The organism is Micromonospora sp. WMMD998, from assembly GCF_029581235.1.
Lineage (GTDB): Bacteria > Actinomycetota > Actinomycetes > Mycobacteriales > Micromonosporaceae > Micromonospora.
The window spans coordinates 3364893-3387955 of record NZ_CP120740.1; the positions used below are offsets into that span (position 1 = coordinate 3364893).

The window sequence follows — 23063 nt, forward strand, 5'->3', positions numbered from 1 at the left end:
CGTCGGCCCTCGGCCAGCCGCTACCCGGGGTTTTCGCCGGCAAACGCCGTACGACGTCGATCCGGCCGGTTGTTACGAGGGTGAATGCGGGTCGTCATCGAACTGTCGTTTTCCCTGCGCCTCGACGTGCCCGACCGGCGAGGACCTGCGCCGGCCGGGCATCTGGTGGGGTCAGAAACTGATGGAGGCGGCCGAGGTGGGGCCGCCCGTCGGGTTGCCGGCCCCGGAGGCGCCGTCCTCGTCCACGAGGAGGAACAGTTCGTCCCGGTACGGGACGTAGGCGTTGATGTCACCACCCAGCTCGTGATCGGCGGCGACATCGTTGTAGGCGAATCGGCCGACCACGCCGGAGACCTGTGTCTGCGTGCCCAGGTCCACGTTCATCGGGTCCGAGGCGACCACCAGCACCGAATCGTCGCCGTACGTGGTGGCGTCGATCACGAAGACCGAGGGAGCGATGACCCGGGTCACCTTGCCGCTGACCATCACCGGCTTGCCGATATACGAGGCCTCGCTGAAATAGTCGTCAACGGCGTTCGTGGTGGCGGGCAGGTCTGCCGTTCCAGTCGTGGTGGCGGCCGGTGCGGCGTCGGTGTCGTCGTTCCCGCAGCCGGTAACCAGCAGCGACGAGGCCAGGAGCGTGGCGGCCAGCGTACGCGAGGCCGGGCGTCCGATGTTGTTCATCATGATCTCCTTTCGTCCACCGTTCTCACCGGGCCGCTACCCGCCTTGGTGAGCGATCACGTGCCGAAGAGGCCGTGACATCGCACGCCCCTGCCGTGGCGACGTCAGGTGCGTGATGGCGCACACCCCGACTGTGATCAAGGCGTAATTCGTCTGTGGAGATGTGAACCGGCCCACGAGCCGTTCACGCGGTGCGAATGCCGCGCGAGCTGTCCCGACCAGTCGATCCGGCGGGTCACACCCCGGCCACCGGCTTGTATCCGCAGACCAGTTCCCAGCCGCCGAGCAGCACGGCCACCCGGTCGAAACCGACCTCCTTGAGCAGACTGGTGTAGAACTCGACCTCCCGCAGCCGGCTGACGCAACTGTCGACACCGATCAGGAAGTAGCTCCAGAAGAACTGCATCGCCAGGCGGTCCGGGGTGCGGAACTCCTCGCAGATCACCAGCAGCCCGCCCGGGTCGAGGGCCGCGTACGCCTTCTCGACCAGGCGGCGGGCGACGTCGTTCGGCCAGTCGTGCAGCACCCGGACGAACGCCATGGCGTCGTAGCCGGTGGGCAGCGGCTCGGCGAGGAAGTCGCCGGCGACGAAGCCCAGCCGGTCGCCATGCCCGGTGCGGGTCCGGGTGGCCTCCACCAGCGGTGCCACCGCCGGCAGGTTGTAGACGTCGACCCGCAGCCCCGGCGCGTCGTCGAGGATGTGCGCGGCGAGCGTGCCGTCACCGCCGCCGACGTCCAGCAGGCGGTGCCGGTCCGACCACAGCCGGCCGGCGTTGCGGTGCGTCGTCTCGATCACCGGGCCGAGGCCGACGGCCATGCTGCGTTCGAAGTCGGCGGTCTGCCCGTCGGTCTTCGGGGGCCAGGCGAAGTCGTCGTCGCTCATGCTCACGTCGCCGCGCAGGCTCTCGGCCAGCCGCCCGTGCAGCAGCCGCCAGGGGTAACGGTCCCGGTCCCGTTCGACGGCGCCGGGGCCGACGACCGCCGTGACGGCGTCCCGCAGGCCGGGCGCCGCGCGGTACGAGGCCGTCGTGATGTCGTCGCCCGGCTCGCTGCGCTCGACGAGACCGAGGCTCTCCAGGCAGTCGAGGAACTTGTAGAGCCGCAGGGGGCGCAGGTCGAACCGGTCGGCCAGCTCACCGAGGCGCGCCGGCCCGGGATCGAGGGCGTCGAGCAGGCCCGTGTCGAGCGCGGTCTCCAGCACGTCCATGGCTTTCGGCCCGTTGGCGAGCAGACTCATCAGCGCACGGGGGGACAGCGTGACAGTCACCGCTTCAGCTCCTCTTCCAGGGCGTCCATGAACGTGTCGATCTCGTCGAGGGTGTTGTAGACGTGCGGGCCGACCCGCAGGTAGCCCCGCCAGCTACAGACCATGTCGCGCGCCACCAGCCGTCGTTTGACGGCCTCGCCGTCGGGGACGTCCAGGCACACGACGCCGCCGCGCCGGTGCGGCTCGGTCGGGCTGACCACGTCGATGCCGGCCGCCGCGGCCCGCTCCAGGATCCGATCGGTGCAGGCGAGCGAGTGCCGCCGGATCGCGCCGGCGCCCACACCCGCCAGCAGGTCCAGACCGACCTGGGAGATCAGCGAGGTCAGCGGGAACGGCGTCCCACCGGCGAACCGTCGGGCCCGGTCGGCCCAGCCGGTCGACGGTTGGAACGTGAAGGCCCGGTCCCCGGCCTGCCAGCCGGTCGCCGCCGGCTCCAGGTCCGGCACCAGATCCGGGCGTACGTAGCAGAAGGCGGTGCCGACGCCGCAGAGCCACTTGTGGGCGCCGCCGAGGACCACGTCGACGCCGAGCGCGGTCACGTCCAGCGGCATGACCCCGATGCTCTGGAAGGCGTCGACGACCACCAGCGCGCCGACGTCGTGGGCACGCCGCACCAGCCGGGGCAGGTCGATGGTGGCTCCCGAGGAGAAACTGGCGTGCGGGACGCACACCAGCAGCGTCCGTTCGTCGATCCGTGCCTCGACGGCGTCCTCGTCGAACCGCGGGCCGCCGGAGCCGACCACGTCGAGCCGGGCGCCGTACCGGCGGAACGCGTTCCAGATGAACGGCACCGTCGGATACTCCAGGTCGGTGGTGACGATCCGGTTCCGTGGCGGGCGGTAGTCGAAACAGGACGCGACCCGGGCGAGCAGGGTGCTCAGGTTCGCGTCGGTGACCACACTGCCCGCCGGCGCGCCGATGAACGCGGCGACCGAGTCGGCGTACCGGTCGAGGCCGACGTGCCAGTCCTGCCATACCTCGTCCCGCCAACTCCGCAGCGTCCGCCAGTAGTCGGTGAGCACCCGCTCCGCGCCCCGCGGCACCGCGCCCGTCGAGTTGTTGTTCAGGTAGACGCCGGTGCTCAGCAGGGGGAACTCGGCGCGCAGCGCGGCGTGCGCGGTGGTGTCGAGGCACGCGGGCGTGTCGGGGTCGGTGTTCCGGTGCGGTGCGCTCACTCGGGGCTGCCTCCGGTCGACTCGGTGGGGGACGGGGGTCGGGTTTCGCCGGCGACGGAGGTGAAGACCGGGATGGACCGGACGGCGGCCAGATAGGGCGTACCCTCCGTGTAGCCGGTGCCGGGCCGGGGGCCGAGCATCCGGGTGGCGAGCCGGTGGTGCGTGCGCCGCCACTGGAGCACCGCGGCGGCGAAGGACCGCATCTCCCGCTCGACCCGCTCGCCGTCGGGCGCGGCGAGCAGGCCGTCCCGCACCGCCGTGCGGTACGCGTCGTCGATCGACGGTTGCCCGGCGTGCACCAGGTCGCGTACCTCCGGCACCTGGCGGTACGCGGCCGAGTCCAACCGCGACCCCTCCGGCGTGCGGCACAGCGACTCCATCAGCTTGTAGGAGCGGGACTGGATGGCGCTGGCTCCCGTGGTGTACTCCCGGAACGTCCGGAACGCCTCCGGCTGCATCGTGGCCAGCAGCGAGAAGAGCGGCCCGGCGGCGGTGAGCGACCCCCGGGCGTACGCCAGCCGGTCGGCAGCCCGTCCCGCGTGGCCGGTGGCCAGGGCGGCGATGGTGGCGCGCAGCTCCTCGGCGATCCGAGCGAAGAGGCACTCGTACGACTGGAGCACCCGGATGAACAGGTACTCGTCGTGTGACACGTGCACCGGCAGCATGCTCAGCCGCAGGATCAGATCCGCGTCCGGTTCGGCGTCGGCGGCGACAGCGCGCAGCTCGTCCGGGGTCGCCGCCGCGGGGTCGGGGACGGTCGCGGCGATGCCCAGCCGGGCGAGGGCGGGCGCGACGGCCCGTACGCCGAGCCGGTGGCGCTTGGCCGCCACGTCCCGGCTCGGGCGCCGCTCGGGCAGCAGGTCGGTGGCGCCGGCGGCGGCGGTCAGCTCGAAGGCCAGCGCGTCGGCGACCAGGCGGACGAGGAGCCGGTCGGTGTCCCGGCGGGCCGCGGACCGGTCGGCGTCGGACCCGACGGTGGCGTCGTCCCCGCCGGGCAGCCGGAGCAGTCGCAGCGCGAGGTAGCTGCGGTAGTCGTACCGGCCGTCCCACTTGTCGAGCGCGACGTCGAGGAAGTCACCCAGCAGGCGGGCGTGCGGCTCCCGCGCGGTCAACCGGGTACGGGCCTGGTCGAGCAGGGCGAGCACTTCCTTTTCGACGAAGTGTTTACCGGCTCGGTGAAACTCCGCCAGCACGGCCGAGTACGGAAAACTGCCGGTGGCACCGCCGCCGGACAGCCAACTCGTCAGTTCACGCACGACGCCGCACCTCGACATTTTGGTCGCCACGCAGGCGGGTGAGGAGGAATTGACAATTACTGGTGAACGAGGATTGTCAACGGTGACCGGCCGGTGATTCGGGTCCGACGGCGGGCTTCAGGCGGGCCCGCCACAGTTCCGGGAAGAAGCGGTGTCCGACGAGCTTGGCGAGCATCGTCGCCTCGGCGCCGCCGGGATCGTGGCCCCCGACCCGCAGGGCGACCCGGTAGTGCCGTGTCCGCCACAGCGACACCCGCTCGTCCCACTCGACGAGCGCCTCGGCGAGCCGCTGGACGGGGTCGGCGGGATCCGGCCGACCCAGCGTGGCCGGGGCGATGCCCTGGGCTTCGAGGTGCTCGGTGAATGCCCGACCGAGCTGTCGGCTGGCGACCTGGACCTGCCGCCAGCCGGGTGACTCCGCCCCGGATCCCCTGCCCAGAGCCGGTTGCATGGCCTGGAAGTCGGCCGGGGACAGGTGCCGGAACATGTCCAGTTGGTCGGTGACCAGCCGGATCCCGAGCGTCGCCCGGGCCAGTAGCGACTCGGTCGCCGCCAGCTCGCCGGCACGCAGCCGGGTGACCGCCTCGGTCAACTCGGCGGCGGCGAGCTTCAGCCACAACTCGGTGGACTGGTGCACCACCTGGAAGAGCAACTCGTCGCGGTGGATCATCTCGGCCGGACGCCGTTGCAGGTCGAGCAGCGTGTCCAGTCGCATATAGCGCGCATAGTCCGTGGCGCCGTCACCGGGCAGCACAGGTGAGTGGTCCTGCTTCACGGAATTGATTCCCTCCGGTCGGCGTCGCGATGTCGGAGTCCGACGGTGTGATCACGCGCGTGCAGCGCACATTATGCAACGACAGACAACAATGTGTCACCCGTCTGGCGTGAGCGTTCCACGGGCGCGAGGCGGACGTTTTTCCGCCAGCGGGAACGGCCGCCGGCTGGCCGGAGGGCGGCCTGACCGTGGACGGTTCCGGAACCGGCCGGGCGGTTCCGGAACCGTCACCGGCTCACCAGCCGACGGCGACGAGCAACCACTGCGGGTCGCCGTGGGAGACGAACGACGACTGGTCGGCGACGTCGTCGTACGGGAAGCCGTAGGCGCGACCGCCGATGGCGCGATCGTGCCAGAACTTCGCGTACCAGTTGGCCGGCGACTGCTGGTAGAAGCGGGTCGGGTCCTCCCACTGCGCCCGGGGCAACTGCGCGGTGTGCCGGTTCAGCGCCGCGCAGCCGGTCGGGTCGCCGGCGAACCGCCCGGCGCAGCCGAAGATGTCCGACGTGGCCGCGGGCAGCCCGACGGAGTTGGCGTACGCGGTGAAGTAGCCGGCGTACTGGCCGCCGGCCCGGAACTGCGGCGAGCTTCCCGGCGCCGGGATCCGGTAGGGCGCCTCGATGCTGGCCAGGTGCGTGAACTCGGCCGGCACCGCGTCGGCGAAGCGCTGGAAGGTCGCCGCGCGGTCCTCGGCGAAGGTCGTCTCGTTCTCGCCGACCGCGACGTCGTAGCCGTCGCGGGCGTGCAGCCGCATCGCCAGTTTGAGAGCGAACCCGTCGACCCGGGTGGTGTTGCCGTTGAACTGGTTCGCTCCGACCGTGAACTCGATGAAGTCGCTGTACTGGCTGGTCGGCGAGCCGAGGCGGAAGTACATCCGACCCGCCGAGTTCACCGGCATGTCCAGGTAGGGCTGCTCGGCGATGGAGCGCGTCTGGCCGTTGAAGCTCCAGTAGACCTGGCTGTCGGGGTAGCGGCCGTTGGTCCGGTTGAGCACCTTGACGGTGAGCACGTTGCGGGCCGGCGGGATGCCTGTCGTGTCGCCCCAGAAGCCGCCGGTCGGCGGCGGGGTGGTCGGCGGTGGCGTCGAGCCGCCGGTGGTGGCGACCGCCATCTCCCAGAGCGAGTAGCCGTAGGGTGTGGCCCGCCCGGTGCCGTACATCCGCACGTACCGCCCGGTGCCGGTGACCGCGACGGTCTGCGTGCCGCCGGCGCCGGTGGTGGTGGAGTGGACGGTGGTCCACGGCCCGTCCGGCGTGGCGGCCGTCTGGAGTTGGAAGGCGACCGCGTAGGCGGCCTCCCAGCGGAGGGTGACCTGGCAGATGTCCCGGGTGGCGCCGAGGTCGATCCGCAGCCACTGCGGGTCGGCGAACGCGCTCGACCACCGGGTGCCGGTGTCGCCGTCGACGGCGGCCGACGCCGGGAAGGCGGCGCTCTCGACGGACGAGGCGACCGCGGGTCGGCCGGCTGCCGCGTTGCCGCCGCAGGCGGCGACCGCCGGGTCGGCGCCGGCCGAGGCTGCGTCGGCGAGCATGCCGCCGGCGAGCAGGGTGAGGGCGGTCGCGGCGGCGGCGAGCAACCGACGCCCGGGGCGGCGGTGGCGGACGGGACGGCCCGGCGCGGGCCGGAGCGGGACGGGTGGGGTGGGGGACATGAACGCCTCCTTCGGTGGATCCGACGGAGGGCGCTCTCTCGGTCACCGAGGGTGGACCCGCATCGCGGGCGCTGTCAAGGAGAAGCCCCTCTCCATGATCTTTTCCGGACTTTCCGTACGTCGTTGACGGGAGCGAAGAACGTCGATGACGCTGGATTCGAGGGCGCTCTCTCCGCACGATCCCGCCACCACCATCCGGGAGTCACGCATGCCCACGACACCACCGCTGCCCGCCCCCGCGCGCCGCCGGCACCGCCCGGCCGCCGTGGCGCTGGCGCTGCTCGCCCTCCTCGCCACCTACCTCGTCGTGCCCGGCCCGGCCGCCGGCGCGGCCGGGCCGCTGATCTCGCAGGGCCGCCCGACCACCGCCTCGTCGACCGAGGGCGCGGCGACGCCGGCCGCCGCCGCCACCGACGGCGACGCCGGCACCCGGTGGTCCAGCGCCTTCGCCGACCCGCAGTGGCTCCAGGTCGACCTCGGCGCGACCGCCACCATCGACCAGGTGCAGCTCGTCTGGGAGGCGGCCTACGCGACCGCGTTCCAGATCCAGGTGGCGCCCGCGCCCTCCGGGCCGTGGACCTCCGTCTACTCGACCACCGCCGGGGCCGGCGGCACGCAGACCCTCGCGGTGACCGGCTCCGGCCGCTACGTGCGGATGTACGGCACGGGCCGGGCCACCGGCTACGGCTACTCGCTCTGGGAGTTCAAGGTGTTCGGCAGCATCGGCACCATCCCGCCGCCCACCGGCCGGCCGATCTCCGAGTTCCGGACCGTCACCGCCTCCTCGTGGGAGGGCGGTAACGCGCCCGCCGCCGCGCTCGACGGCCGCAGCACCACCCGCTGGTCGAGCCAGTTCGGCAGCGACCCGCAGTGGCTCCGCGTCGACTTCGGCGGCGTCGCCACGATCAACCGGGTGGTGCTCGTCTGGGAGGCCGCCTACGCCACCGGCTACCGGCTGGAGACGTCGACCGACGGGTCGACCTGGACGACGATCCACGCCACCACCACCGGCCGTGGGGGCACCGAACAGCTCACCGTAAGCGGCACCGGCCGCTACCTGCGCCTGTACGGCACGGCCCGGGCCACCGGCTACGGGTACTCGCTGTGGGAGTTGCAGGCGTACGGCAGCGTCGACGACACCGCCACCACCGCGCCGCTGCTCTCCGGCCCCACCCGCCCGCCGGCGACCCGCGACCAGTTCGCGCTGACCGCGCCGGCCGACGCGGCGATGGTCACCACCACCCGCCGACCCACGCTGAGCTGGACGGCGGTCGCCGGCGCGACCCGCTACCAGGTGTGGCTCAACATCAGCCGCACCGACTACGACTTCACCGCCACCGGCAACCTGCTCGACCTCTACACGAAGGTCGCCGAGCCGACCGGCACGTCCTACACGCCCACCTGGGACCTGCCGGACCGCTGGACCTACCAGTGGTACGTCACCACGGTCGGCGGCACCCCGGTCACCTCGACCATCCGCCGCTTCAGCGTCTACCTGCCCACCCTGGAAAACGTCGCCGACGGGATCGGCGTCGTCGCCGGCGCCCGCGACCTCAACCGCAACGGGTCCATCGAGCCGTACGAGAACTGGCGGCTGCCGGTCCAGACCCGGGTGGACGACCTGCTCGCCCGGATGACCCCCGAGGAGAAGGCCTACCAGCTCTTCTACAACGCCCAGGCGTACCCCCGGTCGGGGTGGCACTTCGGCCCCGCGCAGGCGGCGGACCTGCACCAGCAACTGCTCGCCACGGCCGGCACCCGGCTGGGCATCCCGTTCGTCTCCGCGGGTGACACCATCCACGGCTACCAGACGACCTACCCGATGCAGAGCGCGCTCGCCGCCGCGAAGAACTACCCGCTCGACTACCAGCTCGGCGACGTGCAGCGGCGGGAACAGGTGGAGGTCGGCACGCGCGGCGTGCTCGGTCCGCTGGCCGAGGTCGGCACCAAGGTGATCTACCCCCGCATCCAGGAGGGCAACGGGGAGAACGCGCAGGTCGCCGCCGCCCAGGTGCGCGCCCTGGTGGCCGGCCTCCAGGGCGGCCCGGAGCTGAACCCGCACTCCGTGCTGGCGACGGTCAAGCACTGGCCGGGCGAGGGCGCGGGCGGCGAGGCGCTGATCGTCTACGACAGCGTGACGATCAAATACCACATGATCCCGTTCCGCGCGGCGATGGAGGCGGGCGCGGTCAACATCATGCCCGGCTACGCGGGCAGCTCGCTGCTCGACCCGGGCGGCCCCGGTGCCGGGGACAGTGCCAAGATCCTCGCCTACCTGCGGCAGAATCTCGGCTACCAGGGCCTGATCACCACCGACTGGCTGCCCTCGGGATCCTGGATCGGCGCGGCGAAGGCCGGCTCCGACGTGATGGGCGGCGCCGACCCGGGCGCGGCCGGCTTCTCGATCGCCGACTTCGTGGCGAACGTGCCGGCGTCGCGGATCGACGACGCGGTCCGGCGGGTGCTGCGGGTGAAGTTCCAACTCGGCATCTTCGAGGCCCCGTACGGCGATCCGGTCAACGGCCCGTACCGCTTCCACCAGCCGGCGTACACCGCGCTGGCCAACCAGGCCGCGCGGGAGTCGATGACCCTGCTGAAGAACGACGCCGGCACGCTACCGGTGCGGCTGGCCGCCGGTGACGACATCGTGGTCGCCGGTCCCCGCGCGGCCGACGGCGGCTCCTGCTGCGTGTGGACGAGCTTCTTCCACGCCGAGTACGGGTCGCAGACGATCCTGGACGCGGTCCGCGCCCGGGCCGCGCAGTCCGGGGTGACCGTCCACCAGGACGACAGCCCGAACCCGAAGCTGGCGGTCGTCGCGGTCGGCGAGGCCTCCTACACCCACGCGACGAACTGGCCGAAGGAACAGCCCTACCTGCCGCCGGACCAGCTCGCGGTGATCCAGAAGTTCCGCGCCCGGGGCATCCCGGTGGTGGTGGCGCTGGTCCTGCCGCGGCCCTACGTCATCACCGAGTGGCGGGACCTGGCCAGCGCGATCGTGGTCACCTACCGGGGCGGTGAGGAGATGGGCCCGGCCCTGGCCGGCCTGCTCTTCGGCGACTACCAGCCGCGCGGCAAGCTGCCCTGGCAGTTGCCCCGCACCCTGTCCGACGTGCTGCGTCCGGGCGGCACCGACACCCCGGCCGACGCCGTCGAGGCGTGGGACCTGCCGTACGACCTGGGCGCGACCGCGGCCGAGCGGTCGCGGATCCGGGCCTCGATCGACGCCGACCAGCCACCGGCGACGACGTACGGCAACCCGCTCTACCCGTACGGCGCCGGGTTGACCGGATTCTGAGGCCGGCGTGCGCGACCGCGCCGCCTCCGGCGGGCCGCTTGTTCCGAAACTTTCGGGGCCGTCCGGGTCGGAAAGTCGCCCTGCCGTCCGGCGCTCGCGCTGGCAGCGAGGTCATTGACGGATGACGGGGCACTTAGTAGCCTCAGCGCACAATATCAGGGCATGTAAATTTCTCGATAAGTTTCGGAGGTGGCGATCGTCGCCCTGATTCGCCGCGGTCACCCGACCACCGCCGCTCACGATCACCGATGGAGGGCCGTTGAATCGCGTCCGGACCACCGCAGCCGTCTTCGCCACCGCCGCGCTCCTCCTCGCCGGCTGTGGGGGATCAGACGGCAAGTCCGACTCCAACACCTTCGAGTTCTGGTCCTTTGCCAACATCAACCAGAAGGCCGACGTCGACGTCTACACCAAGGCGCACCCGGATGTGCACGTCAAGCTCACCGAGGTGGGCAGCACGACCGAGACCGCGCAGGCGCTCACCGCCGCGCTGGCCGGCGGCAAGGTGCCCGACCTGGTGCTGATCCAGGCCGACGACCTGCCGAAGTTCATGCAGTCTCCGGACAACTTCGTCGACCTCACCACGCTCGGCGCGGGCGACATCAAGGGGAACTACCTCGACTGGGTGATGGCGCAGTCGACCACCCAGGACGGCAAGATCATCGGTGTGCCGACAGACGTCGGCGGCCTCGCGGTCGCGTACCGCACCGATCTGTTCAAGGCGGCCGGTCTGCCCACCGACCGGGACGAGGTCGCCAAGCTCTGGCCGACGTGGGACGAGTTCATCGACGTCGGCAAGAAGTACGTCCAGCAGACCGGGAAGCCGTTCGTGGACAACACGCCGACGAGCGTCTTCTTCCAGGCGGTCAACCAGGGCAGCCAGCGCTACTACAGCGCCGACCGCAAGCTCGACTACGACAACGACCAGGTCAAGGCGGCGTTCGACGTGACGCTGAAGGCCTTCGGCGCGGGCATCTCCGCCAAGCAGACGTCGTTCTCGTCCGGCTGGACCGCGGCCATGAAGAAGGGCGACTACGCGGTGGTGTGCTCGCCGTCCTGGATGCTCAGCCAGATGAAGACGAACGCCCCCGAGACGGACGGCAAGTGGGACATCGCCACCATCCCCGGTGGCTCGGGAAACTGGGGCGGCAGCTTCCTCGCCATCCCCAAGCGCGCCAAGAACGCGAAGGCGGCGTGGAACTACATCTCCGAGATGCAGTCGCCGAAGGGCCAGCTCGACCACTTCCTGTTGCAGGGATCGCTGCCCACCACGCCGTCGGTCTACACGGACCCGCAGTTGGTCGGAAAGACCGACCCGTTCTTCAGCAACGCGCCGATCGGCAAGATCTACACGCAGTCGGTGCTGGGGATCAAGCCCTTCTACTTCGGTCCGCAGGACGGCCCCATCGGCACCGAGTTGCTCAACACGCTCACCAGCGTCGAGCAGGGCAAGGTGGATCCGGCGAACGCCTGGAACACCGCGCTGACAAATGTCAAGAACGCCGTACGCGAATGACGGAGCGCTGACGTGCGGCGGCCGGATCCGGTCCGGCTGCCGCACCTCGGGAAGGTGACGCTTTGACCACCATGCTCACCCCGGCCACGGCCGCACCGGAGGTCCGGCGACCCGATCGCAGGCGGCGGATCCGGCAGGGCGTACGGGAGTTCCTGACGCCGTACGCGTACATCTCGCCGTTCTTCGTGCTCTTCCTGATCTTCGGTCTCTTCCCGTTGCTGTTCACCTTCTACATCTCGTTGTTCGACTGGGATCCCATCGGCGAGCACCGCTTCGTGGGGTTGGACAACTTCACCGAACTCCTGCACGACCCGCGCTTCTGGGGGGCGCTGCGGAACACGTTCAGCATCTGGGTGCTGTCGACGGTGCCGCAGTTGCTCCTGGCGCTCGGCCTGGCGCACCTGCTCAACCACGCCCGGCTGCGGCTGGCCGCGTTGTTCCGGATGTCGGTGCTCGTGCCCTACGTCACCTCGGTGGCGGCCACGACCATCGTCTTCGCCCAGATGTTCGACCGGGACTACGGCATGATCAACTGGATCCTCGGGCTGCTGGGCTTCGCGCACATCGACTTCACCGCGTCGCTGTGGGGCAGCCACATCATGATCGCCACGATGATCGCCTGGCGCTGGACCGGATACAACACCCTGCTGTACCTCGCCGCGCTACAGGCGGTGCCCCGGGAACTGTACGAGGCCGCCGCCGCCGACGGCGCGGGCGGCTGGAAACAGTTCACCCACATCAGCATCCCCTCGTTACGGCCGATCATCCTGTTCACCGTCGTGACGTCGACCATCGGCGGGTTGCAGGTCTTCACCGAGCCGCTGCTGGCCAACCCGGTGGGCGGACTCACGTGCGGGGCGGCGCGGCAGTGTCAGACCGTCACCCTCTACCTCTACGAGCAGTCCTTCGGCCAGTTCCACTTCGGCTACGGCGCGGCGGTCGGCGTCGCGCTCTTCGTCATCGTGGTGGCCTTCTCCGGACTCAACTATCTGCTGGCCACCCGCATCCGTTCGGAGCGCCCGTGAAGCCCGTACCCTCGACCGCCGCGCCCACGCGGACCCGGCGGCGCTCGGCCAACCGCGTCCCGATCTCGGTGTACGCGCTGCTCACCCTCATGGCGCTCGGCAGCGTCTTCCCGCTCTACTGGATGTTCGTGGTGGCGACGACGGACTCCGCCACCGCGACGACCCTCCCGCCGACGATCACCCCCGGCGGCAACTTCCTGCACCTGGCGGATCTGGTCTTCACCATCGTGCCGTTCGTGCAGTCCCTGCTCAACAGCCTCATCGTCGCCACCACGATCGCCGTGGGTCAGGCGGTGCTCTGCGCGTTGGCCGGCTTCGCCTTCGCCAAGCTCTCCTTCCCCGGCCGCAACACGCTGTTCCTCATCGTGGTGCTGACCATGACGGTGCCGGCGCAGTTGGCCGTGGTGCCGCAGTACCTGATCATCTCCCAGTTGGAGTGGGTGGACACCCTTCAGGCGGTGATCGTGCCGGGGCTGGTCAGCGCGTTCGGCATCTTCTGGATGCGCCAGCACATCGGCGCCACCATCAACGACGAGCTGATGCAGGCGGCGCGGGTGGACGGCGCGACCACCGGGCAGATCTTCTGGCGGATCGCGTTCCCGATCGTCCGCCCGGCGGCGTACGTGCTGGGGCTGTTCACGTTCGTCTACGCGTGGAACGACTTCCTGTGGCCGTTCATCGTCCTGAAGTCGCCGGAGAACTACACCGTCCAGATCGCCATAAAGGCCCTCCAGCAGAACCGGGACATCGATCTGGGCCTGGCGATGTCCGGCTCCTTCCTGGCCACCATCCCGCTGCTGGTGTTGTTCGTCTTCGTCGGGCGCCGGCTGGTGCAGGGCATCATGGAAGGCGCGTTCAAGGGGTGAGGTCCGTGCGGCGCGGGCTGCGCGTGCCGATGGACGACGGCGTCGAGCTGCTCGCCGACCTCCACCTGCCGGTCGGCGCGGCGGAACCGCGGCTGCCCACCGTCGTCGTCCGTTCGCCGTACGGCCGGCACGGCTCCCTCACCCACGCGCCGGCGCTGGCGGGCGCGGGCTTCACGGTCCTGGTGCAGAGCTGCCGCGGCACGGGCGGCTCCGGTGGCCGCTTCCGGCCGCAGCTCGACGAGCAGCGGGACGGCATGGCCACCCACAGGTGGGTACGCCGCCAGCCCTGGTTCACCGGCACGGTCGCGACCTACGGGGAGAGCTACCTCGGCTACACCCAGTGGGCGGTGGCGGGACGGATGTGCCGCGACGACCCCGGGAACGCCCCGGACGCCCTGTGCCTGAACGTCACGATGGCCGACTTCGGCGCGGTCACCTGGAACCGGGGCGCGTTCTCGCTGGCCGGCTCGCTCGGCTGGTCGCGCCGGATGGCGTTACGCGGCATGCGCGGCGCCCTGGTCCGGGCGTGGCTCGCGCGGCGGCCGGACCGGAAGCTCGCCGAAGCCTTCGACGTGCTGCCCCTGTCCCACGGCGACACCGCCGTGGCCGGCCACCCGATCGCCTGGTACCAGGACTGGCTGGCCCACGAGAAGCTCACCGACGACTACTGGACCCGGCAGTCGCACACCGCGTCGGTGCCCGACGTCACCGCACCCGTCTACCTGGCCACCGGCTGGTACGACATCTTCCTGCCCTGGCAGTTGCGCAACTACGCCCAGCTCGCCGCGGCCGGCCGCCCGCCGCGGCTCACCATCGGCCCGTGGGATCACGGCAGCGAGCAGAGCCCGTTTCTCGCCGAGTCGATCGCGTTCCTCAAGGAACACTTCGCCGGCGCGCCCGCGACCCGACCGGCGCCCGTGCGCGCCTTCCTCACCGGCGCGCAACGGTGGCACGACCTACCCGCGTGGCCACCGCCGGGCACCGCCGCGCGGCGGTGGTACCTGCATCCGCGCGGGCGGCTCGACGTGGCCGTCCCCAACGGCGGCAGCACCGGCTACACCTACGATCCCGACCGGCCCACACCCGCGCTCGGTGGTCCCGGCCTGGCCGCCGGACCGGTCGACAACCGCGCCCACGAACGCCGGGCGGACGTGGCCGTCTTCCGCAGTCCACCGCTCGGCCACGCGGTCGTCCTCGCCGGGGAGCCGATCGCCCGGGTCCGGTTCCGCTCGACGGCGGCCAGCGCGGACGTGTTCATCCGGATCTGCGACGTGCACCCCGACGGCCGCTCCATGAGCGTGTGCGACGGCATCCGCCGCGTCGGCGGCGTCGGCACCGCGGCCACCGACCCGCGGCCCGACGCGGACGGTTTCGTCGAGCTGGAGGTGCCGCTGTGGCCGGCGTTCCACCGCTTCGCCGCCGGCCACCGCGTCGGCGTGCAGGTCAGCTCCGGCGCACATCCGCGCTACGCCCGCAATCCCGGCAGCGGCGCGCCTGCCGCCACCGCGGCCACCACCGTACGGGCGCATCAGGAGATCTCCCACGGCGGCGCTCACCCGTCCCGGCTCGACCTGCCGGTGTGGACGTGAGCGGGCGACCGTGTCGGCGGCTACGTGCACCACTCGACCAGGAGGACTCCCCGGATGACATCCGTGTTCCATGTGGCGACCACCGGTTCGGACCGCGCCGACGGCTGCGCCGAGCGGCCGTTCCGGACGATCAACCGGGCGGCCGGCGTCGCGCAGCCCGGTGACACCGTGGTGGTGCACGCGGGGGAGTACCGCGAGTGGGTGAAGCCACGCCACGGCGGCCTCAGCGACCTCCGCCGCATCACCTACGAGGCGGCGCCCGGCGAGCACGTGGTGATCAAGGGATCGGAGCGCGTCACGGGCTGGGCGCCGTGCGGCGGGACGGTATGGCGGGCGGTCGTCGACAACGCGCTGTTCGGCTCGTTCAACCCGTTCGTCGAGGAGGTGGCCGGCGACTGGCTCGTGTCCGGCGAGGACGCGCCACGCCGGCACCTCGGCGACGTCTATCTCAACGGCCTGAGCTTCTTCGAGGTGGCGAGCCGGGCGGAGGTCGACGATCCGCCCCGGCGCACCGAGATCCTCGACGCCTGGACCAGGGTGACCCATCCGATCGGTGATCCCGACCAGACCCCACTCGTCTGGTATGCCGAAGTCGGCGAGCAGACGACGATCTGGGCCAACTTCCAGGGCGCCGACCCGAACACGGAGCTGGTGGAGATCAATGTACGGCGGAGCGTCTTCTACCCGGAACAGCCGCACCTGGACCACATCACGGTCCGTGGCTTCGAGCTGGCGCAGGCGGCCAGCCCGTGGGCGCCGCCGACCGCCGACCAGCCGGGCCTGATCGGGCCCAACTGGGCGAAGGGGTGGATCATCGAGGACAACGTGATCCATGACGCCAAGTGCGCGGCGATCTCGATCGGGAAGGAGGGCTCGACCGGGCGGAACCACTCGTCTCTCCGCGGTGACAAGCCGGGCTACCAGTACCAGGTGGAGTCCGTCTTCGCGGCCCGCCGGATCGGATGGGACCGGGAGCACATCGGCTCGCACGTGATCCGGCGCAACACGATCTACGACTGCGGCCAGAACGCGATCGTGGGTCACCTCGGATGCGCGTTCTCCACGATCGAGGACAACCACATCCACCGCATCGGGGTGAAGCGCGAGTTCTACGGGTACGAGATCGCCGGCATCAAGCTGCACGCCGCCATCGACGTGGTGATCCGGCACAACCGGATCCACGGCTGCTCGCTCGGCACCTGGCTGGACTGGCAGGCGCAGGGCACCCGGCTGTCCCGCAACGTCTACCACGACAACTGCCGGGACCTCTTCGTCGAGGTCAGCCACGGCCCCTACCTGGTCGAGCACAACATCTTCGGCTCGCCCGCGGCGCTGGAGCTGTTCAGCCAGGGCGGCGCCTTCGTGCACAACCTGATCTGTGGCACGGTACGGCTGGAACCGGTGCTGGACCGTGCCACGCCGTACCACCTGCCGCACAGCACGCAGGTCGCCGGGTACGCGGTGATCTACGGCGGCGACGACAGGTACGTGGGGAACCTCTTCCTGGGCGGCGACCCGGGCGCGGCCTACGGGGCGGGCGCGGAGAGCGAGGGGCCGACGCTGGCTGGCACCGCCGGATACGACGGCCATCCCGCGTCGTTCGCGGAGTACCTGGCCCGCCTCGCCGACCAGCCCCCCAGCGACCAGCAGAAATACGTCGACGTGAAACAACCGGTGTACGCCCGCGCGAACGCCTACGCCGCGGGCGCCCGGCCGTTCGCGGGCGAGCGCGAGCCGTGGGTGCTGGGTGCCGCGACCGCGACAGTCGTGGCCGAGGGCGACGCGGTCTGGCTCGTCACCGATCTCCCCGAAGCGTTCGACGAGGCCCGGGTCGGTGTGGTCACCGGCCGGGATCTGGAGCGGGTCCGCTGCGTCGACGCGGAGTTCGAGGAGGTGGACGGCAGCCCCGCCGTCATGGACGTCGACCTGTCGGGCGCGACCCGGCAACCGGGACGGGACGGCGCCGTCGGGCCGATCGCGGGCCTCCGGTCCGGGGCGCGCCGGACACGCGTCTTCTGACGACGGTTCTCCGGCGCCTTCCCGTCGCCGAGCGCCACGGTATGGATCGAGATGACCCGATGGCATCCCCGCCGTAGCGGTGCCCGGCCTGGCGGCGAGCGCCGGCGCCGAGGTGCGATCACGAGGCAGTACGCGGTGCTGCACCTGCGCCTTCAGGGACTCTCTCGTGGTGCCTGCGGTTCCGCCAACGACCTCGATCAGCCTGTTCCCTGTGCCTGGGCCGGGGCGAGTCAGCCCCGGCCGGAGGTTTGTGCGGTTCCTGCCTCGCCCGGCCCGGTTGTCGCCGGCCCCGGCCCGGTCTTCGCCCCGGGCTGGAAGAGGACGAGGGAAGCCGTCCAGTCGCGGACCGGCCGGCCCGCCAGCAGCAGGCCGGCGGCCAGTAGGCCGAGAGCGGCAGAGGCGAGCCACCAGCGGAACGGTCCTTCGCGGAGGAACAGAGTGACCAGGGATGCCAGCGCCGGCCCGCCGCCGAAGAAGGCTGAGCAGAATGCCGTCATCCGGACCGTCCAGTAGCCACCCCGCCAGACCTGGCGACCGACCAGGATCAGTAGCAGGGCCAGGACGCCGGAGATCGCGGCGCTCCACGCGTTCCCGTGCAGGGCGGATCTGATCAGCAGCGCCTCCACGGTCACCACGGCCGGGGCGGCCAGGGCGATGGCCGCCGGGACCGTCCAGGGGCGGGTACGCAGCTCGCTGGGCAGACCCGGCACAGGGATTCCGGCTCGCCCGTAGAGTGGCCAGATGGCCAGTGGAAGAGCGGTTTCGACCCAACGGTCGACCTTGATGATCATCGATCGGAGATCCCCTTCGTCACCCAGCGCCGCCAGATGCGGTGTCCAGTCGGCGTCGAACCACACCACGGCCTGGACGTAGGGCCTCACGTGGCTGGCGCGCTTCACCGGTCGGTACTCGGGAAGCCCGCGGGGGAAACGCGCCGAGAGGTCGGTCCGGAACGCCTCGTATCGTTGCCCGTCACCGGTGATGATCACGACGAGCCGGTGGGCCAGGTTCCGTTCGATGACGCGTTCGGTCTCCCACCGCACGGCGTCGCCCGGCGAGGCGATCAGCAGCACGAGTCGCGCCCGGGCCAGCCCCGCCAGCACCCGGGCCCGCCACTCCTCGTCCCCGGCGTAGTCCCGTCCGGCGCCGACCGGTGGCAGCGAGTCGCGCGGGCTTCCGAGGGCCACCATCCGGCCGAACGCAGCCGTGGCGTTGCCCAGTTGCTGCTCCTCGGTGGTGGGCGCCGCCGCCCAGGGGCCGTGCCGCGGATCTCCGCCCTGGATCCGGGCCAGGTGTCGGTCGTCGTCGAACGAACGCAGCAGCAACACGATCGGCTCGGCCTCGGCGGTGGTCAACGGCTCCAGCAGCCGGGCGCGGTGCCGGGATCCTTGCCGATAGGCCCAGCGTCCGAAGCCCAGCAGCACGGCCATCAGCGCAACGGCCAGCACGGGGTGCACTGGTTGAAGGCCGCGGCTGCCGCCGGAACGTAGACCCGCGTAGCCGATGCTGCCGAAGGTCATGCCGAGGGACAGGGCGACGAGCCCCACCGCCTTTAACACCAGACCCCAGAGGGGACGCTGGCGGATCGAGGCAGGTGGGCGAGGGGGCTGCTGCTCCATCGTGCCTCCTCGGATTGGACCACGGAAACGTGGAGTTGGCGTGACGAACCTTCCTCTCGGAGGCGCTCACAGCTACTGCTTCCCGAGGCAGGCCAGGGTGGCGTCGGCGACGGTACGCCACTCACTGTCGTCAATGGTAAGCGAGCAGTAGCAGGGGGCCGGGGGTACGTCGGCGATGTCGACCTTGGCCGGTGTCTGCGGCTCGATCGCCTCTGCCTCGGCCGCCGCCTGGCTCGCATGGCAATGCTCACACTCCGTCCACAATGTCTCGCTCTACGTCATGCGCATGTCATCATCGGCGCGCGTGACGTAAGCGCGGACGTCGGGTGGTTGGGGGAGCCATGCCCACGAGTCAGATGCAGCGCGACCGGTTCGGAGATGTGCTCAGGACCCTCCGCCTGGAGCGGGGGCTGACCCAGGAGGAGCTTGCCGAGGCGGCCGGATCCAGCGTCCGCGGCATCCGCGAGATGGAGCGTGGCCGGGTGCGTAGCCCGCAACGACGGACGGTGGCGCTGCTCGCCGACGCCCTGCGGTTGGCCGGGGCGGATCGTGACCGGTTCGCCGCTCTGGCCCGGGCCGAACGGCAGCCGCACGGCGGCCCGGCGGCGCCGCACGAGCGCCCGGCGGCGAGCGTACCCGGGGAACTGCCCGCCGAGCTTCCGGACCTGGCCGGCCGGGCGGAGATCCTGGAACGGCTCTCGACGCTGGCCGCCGACGTGACCGCCGGGCGCCCGGACGCCACCTCGGTGGTGGTGCTGCACGGGCCGCCCGGGATCGGCAAGACCAGCCTCGCCGTCGCGGCCGGACATCGGCTCAGCCCGGCCTTCGCCGGCGGGCAGCTCTTCGTCGACCTGCAGGGCACCCCGCCGGCCGGACCGGTCGACCCGGCCGAGGCGTTGGCCGGACTGTTGCGGTCCCTCGGGGTGCCGGCCGATCGGATGCCGGTGTCACCGTCCGAGCGGGCCGGCTTGTTCCGCACCCTGACCCGGGACCGGCCGCTGCTGGTGGTGCTGGACAACGCCGCGAACGAGGCACAGGTACGACCACTGCTGCCGGCCGGGCGGGGATGCCTCGTGCTCGTCACCTGCCGGCGTCCGTTGGCCGGTCTGGCCGGTGCGGTCCGCCTGCCGCTCGACCTGCTCGTCCCGGCGGTCGGTCGGCTGCTGCTGGCGGCGATCGTCGGCGCCGACCGGATCGCCGCCGAACCGGCAGCCGCGGACCACCTCGTCACGCTGTGCGGCGGGCTCCCGCTGGCCGTGCGGATCGCCGGCAACCGCCTCACCAGCCGGCCGGACTGGTCGATCGGCCGGCTGGTGGACCTGCTTCTCGACCAGCGGCGGCGGCTGACCGTGCTGACCGCCGGCGACCTGGACATCCGGTCCGCCTTCGAGGTCTCCTATCGGCAACTGGATCCGATGGCCGCGCGGGTGTTCCGGCGCGCCTCGCTGATTCCCGACGCCACCTTCGCACCCGCGCTTGTCGCGGCCGTGGCCGGCACCGACGACGACACCGCGGCGGCGGCGCTGGAAGAGTTGGTCGAGGCCGGTGTGCTCCGGACCCTCACCGACCGGTACCAGTTCCACGACCTGGTCCGGCTCTACGCCGCCGAACGCCTCGACGCCGAGGAGGAGCCGGCGTCCCGGACGCGGGCGCACGATCGGATGGTCGACTGGCTGCTGAGGCGTACCCGACAGGCCGGGGCGATGTTCGAGCCGGGCGTCGGTCGGGCCGACTCGGAGTTCGACGACGACCGGGCGGCGGCGTACTGGCTGGACCGCGAGGCCGGCAACTGGCTGGCGGCGCTGCGCGACGCCGCCCGGCGCGGTCGGCACGCCGACGTGGTCGCCGTCGCCAGGGCGCTGCACTGGTATTCCGACGCCAACAGCCACCGGCACGCCTGGGACGAGATCTTCTCGCTGGGAGTGGCCGCGGCCCGGGCCGCCGGCAGCCCGCACGACGAAGCCGTGCTGCTGAACTTCCTGGGCTGGGCCCGGTACTTCTGCCGGGACCGCAACACCGACGGGCTGGCGGCGCTGACCCGGGCGCTGGAGCTGGCCCGGCGGATCGGCGACCGCCGGGAGGAGGCGTGGGCGCTGACCTACACCGCCGCGATCCAGGTCCGGACCGGCCGCGGTGAGTCCGCCGTCGACCACGGCCGGCGGGCCGTGGAACTGTTCCGCGAGATCGGGTACGCCCTCGGCGAGCACAGCGCGGCCAGCGTGCAGGGCGCGGCGCTGGCCTCCCTCGGCCGGTTCACCGAGGCGGCCGGCCTGCACCGCGAGGTGCTGGCGTTCTACGGCCGGGACAACGGTCTCAGCCGTACCGGCGCGGCGGTGGCCCGCGCCGGCGCGATGATGAGCCTCGGTGCGGACCTGGCCGGGCTGGGCCGGTGGTGGGAGGCCGCCGCCGAGTACAACCGCGCCCGGTGGGTGTTCCACCGCAGCGGCGCGACGTTCAGCGAGGCCAACGCCGTCCACCGGTACGGGCTGGCGCTCCGCGCGTTGGGTGAGGCCGACGCGGCGGCCGAGGCGCTGCGGACGGCGCTGGCGCTGTATGCCGCGCTGTCCTGCCCGTGGTGGGAGGCGCAGACCCTGCACGCGCTCGCCGCGCTGGCCGACGCGACTCCGGACCGGGCCGCCGACGCCCGCCGGCTGCGCCGGCGGGCACTCGACCGGTGCGGCGAACTGGACGCGCCCGAGGTGCGGACGCTGCGCGCCACGCTGCGATGCGAGTTGGCGGAGGGTTGACCGCGCGCGTGCCGGGCCCCGCCGGCGACGCGGCGGGGCCCGGTGTCGGTGGACAGGTCAGGTGCAGATGGTGCCGTTGAGGGTGAACGGCGCCGGGGTGGCGGGGGTGCCGTCCGCGGTGAAGCCGACGTTCACGGCGCCGCCGGTCGGGATGCTGACGTTGTGGCTCTCGTTGGTGACGGTCACGTGCGGGCCGGACTGCTGGAAGACACCGTTCCAGTGGCCCTGGACGACCTGCCCGCCGGGGAAGCTCCAGCCCAGCGACCAGCCGGTGACGGCCGGGCCGTCGTTGTAGACGGTGACGCTGGCGGCGTAGCCGGTGCTCCACGAGTCGGTGACGACGAAGGAGACCCGGCAGGTGCTGGCGACGTCCGTCGCCGGTACGAGGTCGCCGTAGTCGTCGCGGGCGGTGGCGAAGTCCTGGAATCCGAAGCCCGGGCCCGCCGACCGGGTGGTGGTGCCGGCGGCGAGCACGGTGCCGTCGGCGTTGACGGCGTAGACCGGGCCGCCGCTGTCGCCGCCCCGGGCGGCCTCGTCGCCGTCGAGCTGGGTGGCCTCGACGAGGTCCTCGATGTCGTCGTAGTGGTAGTCGACCCGCAGGTCGCAGACGGGACCGCCCAGCACGCCGGCGGAGGTGTAGCCGGACTGGCACAGCAGTTGGCCGGGGAAGACCTCGGTCCAGCCGGTCACCCGGGCGCGGACCTCGTCGTGCTGGCCGCCGACGTAGATGTGGCCGCCGGGTGCGGACGTCGAAATGATCATCGTGTCGTGGTCGTCGTTGCTGTCGACCGCGTAGCCGACGAGCGTGCCGGTGCCGGTGGCGGTGTTCCAGCCGACGTGCCAGGGTGAGCCGATCGCGCCGCAGTGCTCGGCGGTGAGGATGTAGCCGGCGTCGGTGTCCGCGTCGCGTACGCCGAAGCCGGCGGTGCATCCGGGCGTGGTGAACCCGATGCCCGCCCCGCCGTCGAACGGCGCGGCGTCGTCGGCCCGCGACCGTTCGACCATCCGGTCGCGTGTGACGACGCGGGTCCGGACGCCGGTGGCCGGTAGCGTCGGCAGGCCGGCGCCGGGGGTGCGGTCGACGGCGATCTCGATGCCACTCCCGTCGGTGCGCAGCCGGACCGAACGGCGTGCGCCCGCCGGGCCGGCCTTCACCGCCGGGGCGAGCCTGGCGGCGGCCGTGCGCAGTTCGGCGCGGGAGTAGGTGGCCGCGGCCACCTCGACGGGCGCGGTGTGGCGGGCGGCGGTGACGGCCGCGGCGATGTCGGTGGGTGGCGTGCCCTTCCACCACAGGGTGACATGGTCGTCGACCAGGCCGACGCCGGCGTAGCCGCGCGCCGGAGCGCGTTCCACCGCGGTGCGGATGACGTTGGCCGCGTCCACCAGCGGGGCCTGGGCGACCATCCGGGCCAGCGTCGGGGCCGGGACGAGGTCGAGGATGGTCTCCGCGGATCCGGCCGTCTCCGGCTGGCCGGAGCCTGCGTGCACGGCCGAGGGACCGGTGAGCGCCGTCGCGCCGACCACCGTCCCGGCGATCACCACCCGGGCGATCGCTTTCCGAATGTCTGTCATGACG

General features: G+C 71.8%; 14 protein-coding genes and 1 pseudogene. 7 read left to right on the forward strand and 8 right to left on the reverse strand.

Annotated features, from left to right (window positions below):
- Positions 1-171 precede the first annotated feature (171 nt).
- The 6 genes and pseudogenes from O7619_RS15695 to O7619_RS15720 form a co-directional block, all read right to left on the reverse strand.
- A complete protein-coding gene (locus O7619_RS15695; protein ID WP_282281626.1) occupies positions 172-684 on the reverse strand; it encodes a hypothetical protein in 513 nt (170 codons plus the stop codon).
- 235 nt (positions 685-919) lie between these two features.
- The gene (locus O7619_RS15700) at positions 920-1951 is read right to left on the reverse strand and encodes a methyltransferase (protein ID WP_282281627.1); all 1032 of its coding nucleotides are present in this window, start codon (positions 1949-1951) and stop codon (positions 920-922) included.
- Positions 1948-3126: an aminotransferase class V-fold PLP-dependent enzyme gene (locus O7619_RS15705; RefSeq protein WP_282281628.1), complete on the reverse strand. Its 1179-nt coding sequence runs from the start codon at positions 3124-3126 to the stop codon at positions 1948-1950. The genes O7619_RS15700 and O7619_RS15705 overlap by 4 nt, the downstream gene beginning before the upstream one ends.
- The gene (locus O7619_RS15710; RefSeq protein ID WP_282281629.1) at positions 3123-4382 is read right to left on the reverse strand and encodes a tryptophan 2,3-dioxygenase family protein; all 1260 of its coding nucleotides are present in this window, start codon (positions 4380-4382) and stop codon (positions 3123-3125) included. The genes O7619_RS15705 and O7619_RS15710 overlap by 4 nt, the downstream gene beginning before the upstream one ends.
- Positions 4383-4458: 76 nt before the next feature.
- The gene (locus O7619_RS15715; protein ID WP_282281630.1) at positions 4459-5157 is read right to left on the reverse strand and encodes a tryptophan 2,3-dioxygenase family protein; all 699 of its coding nucleotides are present in this window, start codon (positions 5155-5157) and stop codon (positions 4459-4461) included.
- Between the two features lie 304 nt (positions 5158-5461).
- Positions 5462-6808 (reverse strand): annotated as a pseudogene (locus tag O7619_RS15720) (beta-1,3-glucanase family protein); the annotation flags it as partial.
- A gap of 208 nt (positions 6809-7016) precedes the next feature.
- Between O7619_RS15720 and O7619_RS15725 the strand changes: the two are divergent.
- The 6 genes from O7619_RS15725 (at position 7017) to O7619_RS15750 (ending at position 17121) form a co-directional block, all read left to right on the forward strand.
- On the forward strand, positions 7017-10106 hold the full coding sequence (locus tag O7619_RS15725; RefSeq protein ID WP_282281632.1) for a discoidin domain-containing protein: 3090 nt from the start codon (positions 7017-7019) through the stop codon (positions 10104-10106).
- Positions 10107-10365: 259 nt separating this feature from the next.
- Complete coding sequence (locus tag O7619_RS15730; protein ID WP_282281633.1) at positions 10366-11622, forward strand: extracellular solute-binding protein; 1257 nt, start codon at positions 10366-10368, stop codon at positions 11620-11622.
- 71 nt (positions 11623-11693) lie between these two features.
- Positions 11694-12647 (forward strand): sugar ABC transporter permease, encoded by a 954-nt coding sequence (locus O7619_RS15735; RefSeq protein ID WP_282288845.1) that lies wholly within the window; start codon positions 11694-11696, stop codon positions 12645-12647.
- Entirely contained in the window at positions 12644-13513 is an 870-nt protein-coding gene (locus O7619_RS15740; RefSeq protein WP_282281634.1) for a carbohydrate ABC transporter permease, read from the forward strand. The genes O7619_RS15735 and O7619_RS15740 overlap by 4 nt, the downstream gene beginning before the upstream one ends.
- Positions 13514-13518: 5 nt before the next feature.
- On the forward strand, positions 13519-15102 hold the full coding sequence (locus O7619_RS15745; protein ID WP_282281635.1) for a CocE/NonD family hydrolase: 1584 nt from the start codon (positions 13519-13521) through the stop codon (positions 15100-15102).
- A 54-nt stretch (positions 15103-15156) separates the two neighbouring features.
- Positions 15157-17121, forward strand: coding sequence for a right-handed parallel beta-helix repeat-containing protein (locus tag O7619_RS15750; RefSeq protein ID WP_282281636.1), 1965 nt, complete (start codon positions 15157-15159; stop codon positions 17119-17121).
- A 230-nt stretch (positions 17122-17351) separates the two neighbouring features.
- Here O7619_RS15750 and O7619_RS15755 read toward each other — a convergent pair whose 3' ends face one another.
- Entirely contained in the window at positions 17352-18740 is a 1389-nt protein-coding gene (locus O7619_RS15755; RefSeq protein WP_282281637.1) for a hypothetical protein, read from the reverse strand.
- Between the two features lie 341 nt (positions 18741-19081).
- Between O7619_RS15755 and O7619_RS15760 the strand changes: the two genes are divergently transcribed.
- Positions 19082-21487, forward strand: coding sequence for a helix-turn-helix domain-containing protein (locus tag O7619_RS15760; RefSeq protein ID WP_282281638.1), 2406 nt, complete (start codon positions 19082-19084; stop codon positions 21485-21487).
- 57 nt (positions 21488-21544) lie between these two features.
- Here the strand turns inward: O7619_RS15760 and O7619_RS15765 are convergent, their stop codons facing one another.
- Positions 21545-23059, reverse strand: coding sequence for a cellulose binding domain-containing protein (locus O7619_RS15765; protein ID WP_282281639.1), 1515 nt, complete (start codon positions 23057-23059; stop codon positions 21545-21547).
- Between the last annotated feature and the right edge of the window lie 4 nt (positions 23060-23063).

Coding starts and splice junctions, on each gene's coding strand:
- O7619_RS15695 (WP_282281626.1), bottom strand. CDS start 684: ATGAACAACATCGGACGCCCGGCCTCGCGTACGCTGGCCGCCACGCTC.
- O7619_RS15725 (WP_282281632.1), top strand. CDS start 7,017: ATGCCCACGACACCACCGCTGCCCGCCCCCGCGCGCCGCCGGCACCGC.
- O7619_RS15735 (WP_282288845.1), top strand. CDS start 11,694: ATGCTCACCCCGGCCACGGCCGCACCGGAGGTCCGGCGACCCGATCGC.
- O7619_RS15750 (WP_282281636.1), top strand. CDS start 15,157: ATGACATCCGTGTTCCATGTGGCGACCACCGGTTCGGACCGCGCCGAC.
- O7619_RS15755 (WP_282281637.1), bottom strand. CDS start 18,740: ATGGAGCAGCAGCCCCCTCGCCCACCTGCCTCGATCCGCCAGCGTCCC.
- O7619_RS15760 (WP_282281638.1), top strand. CDS start 19,082: ATGCCCACGAGTCAGATGCAGCGCGACCGGTTCGGAGATGTGCTCAGG.
- O7619_RS15765 (WP_282281639.1), bottom strand. CDS start 23,059: ATGACAGACATTCGGAAAGCGATCGCCCGGGTGGTGATCGCCGGGACG.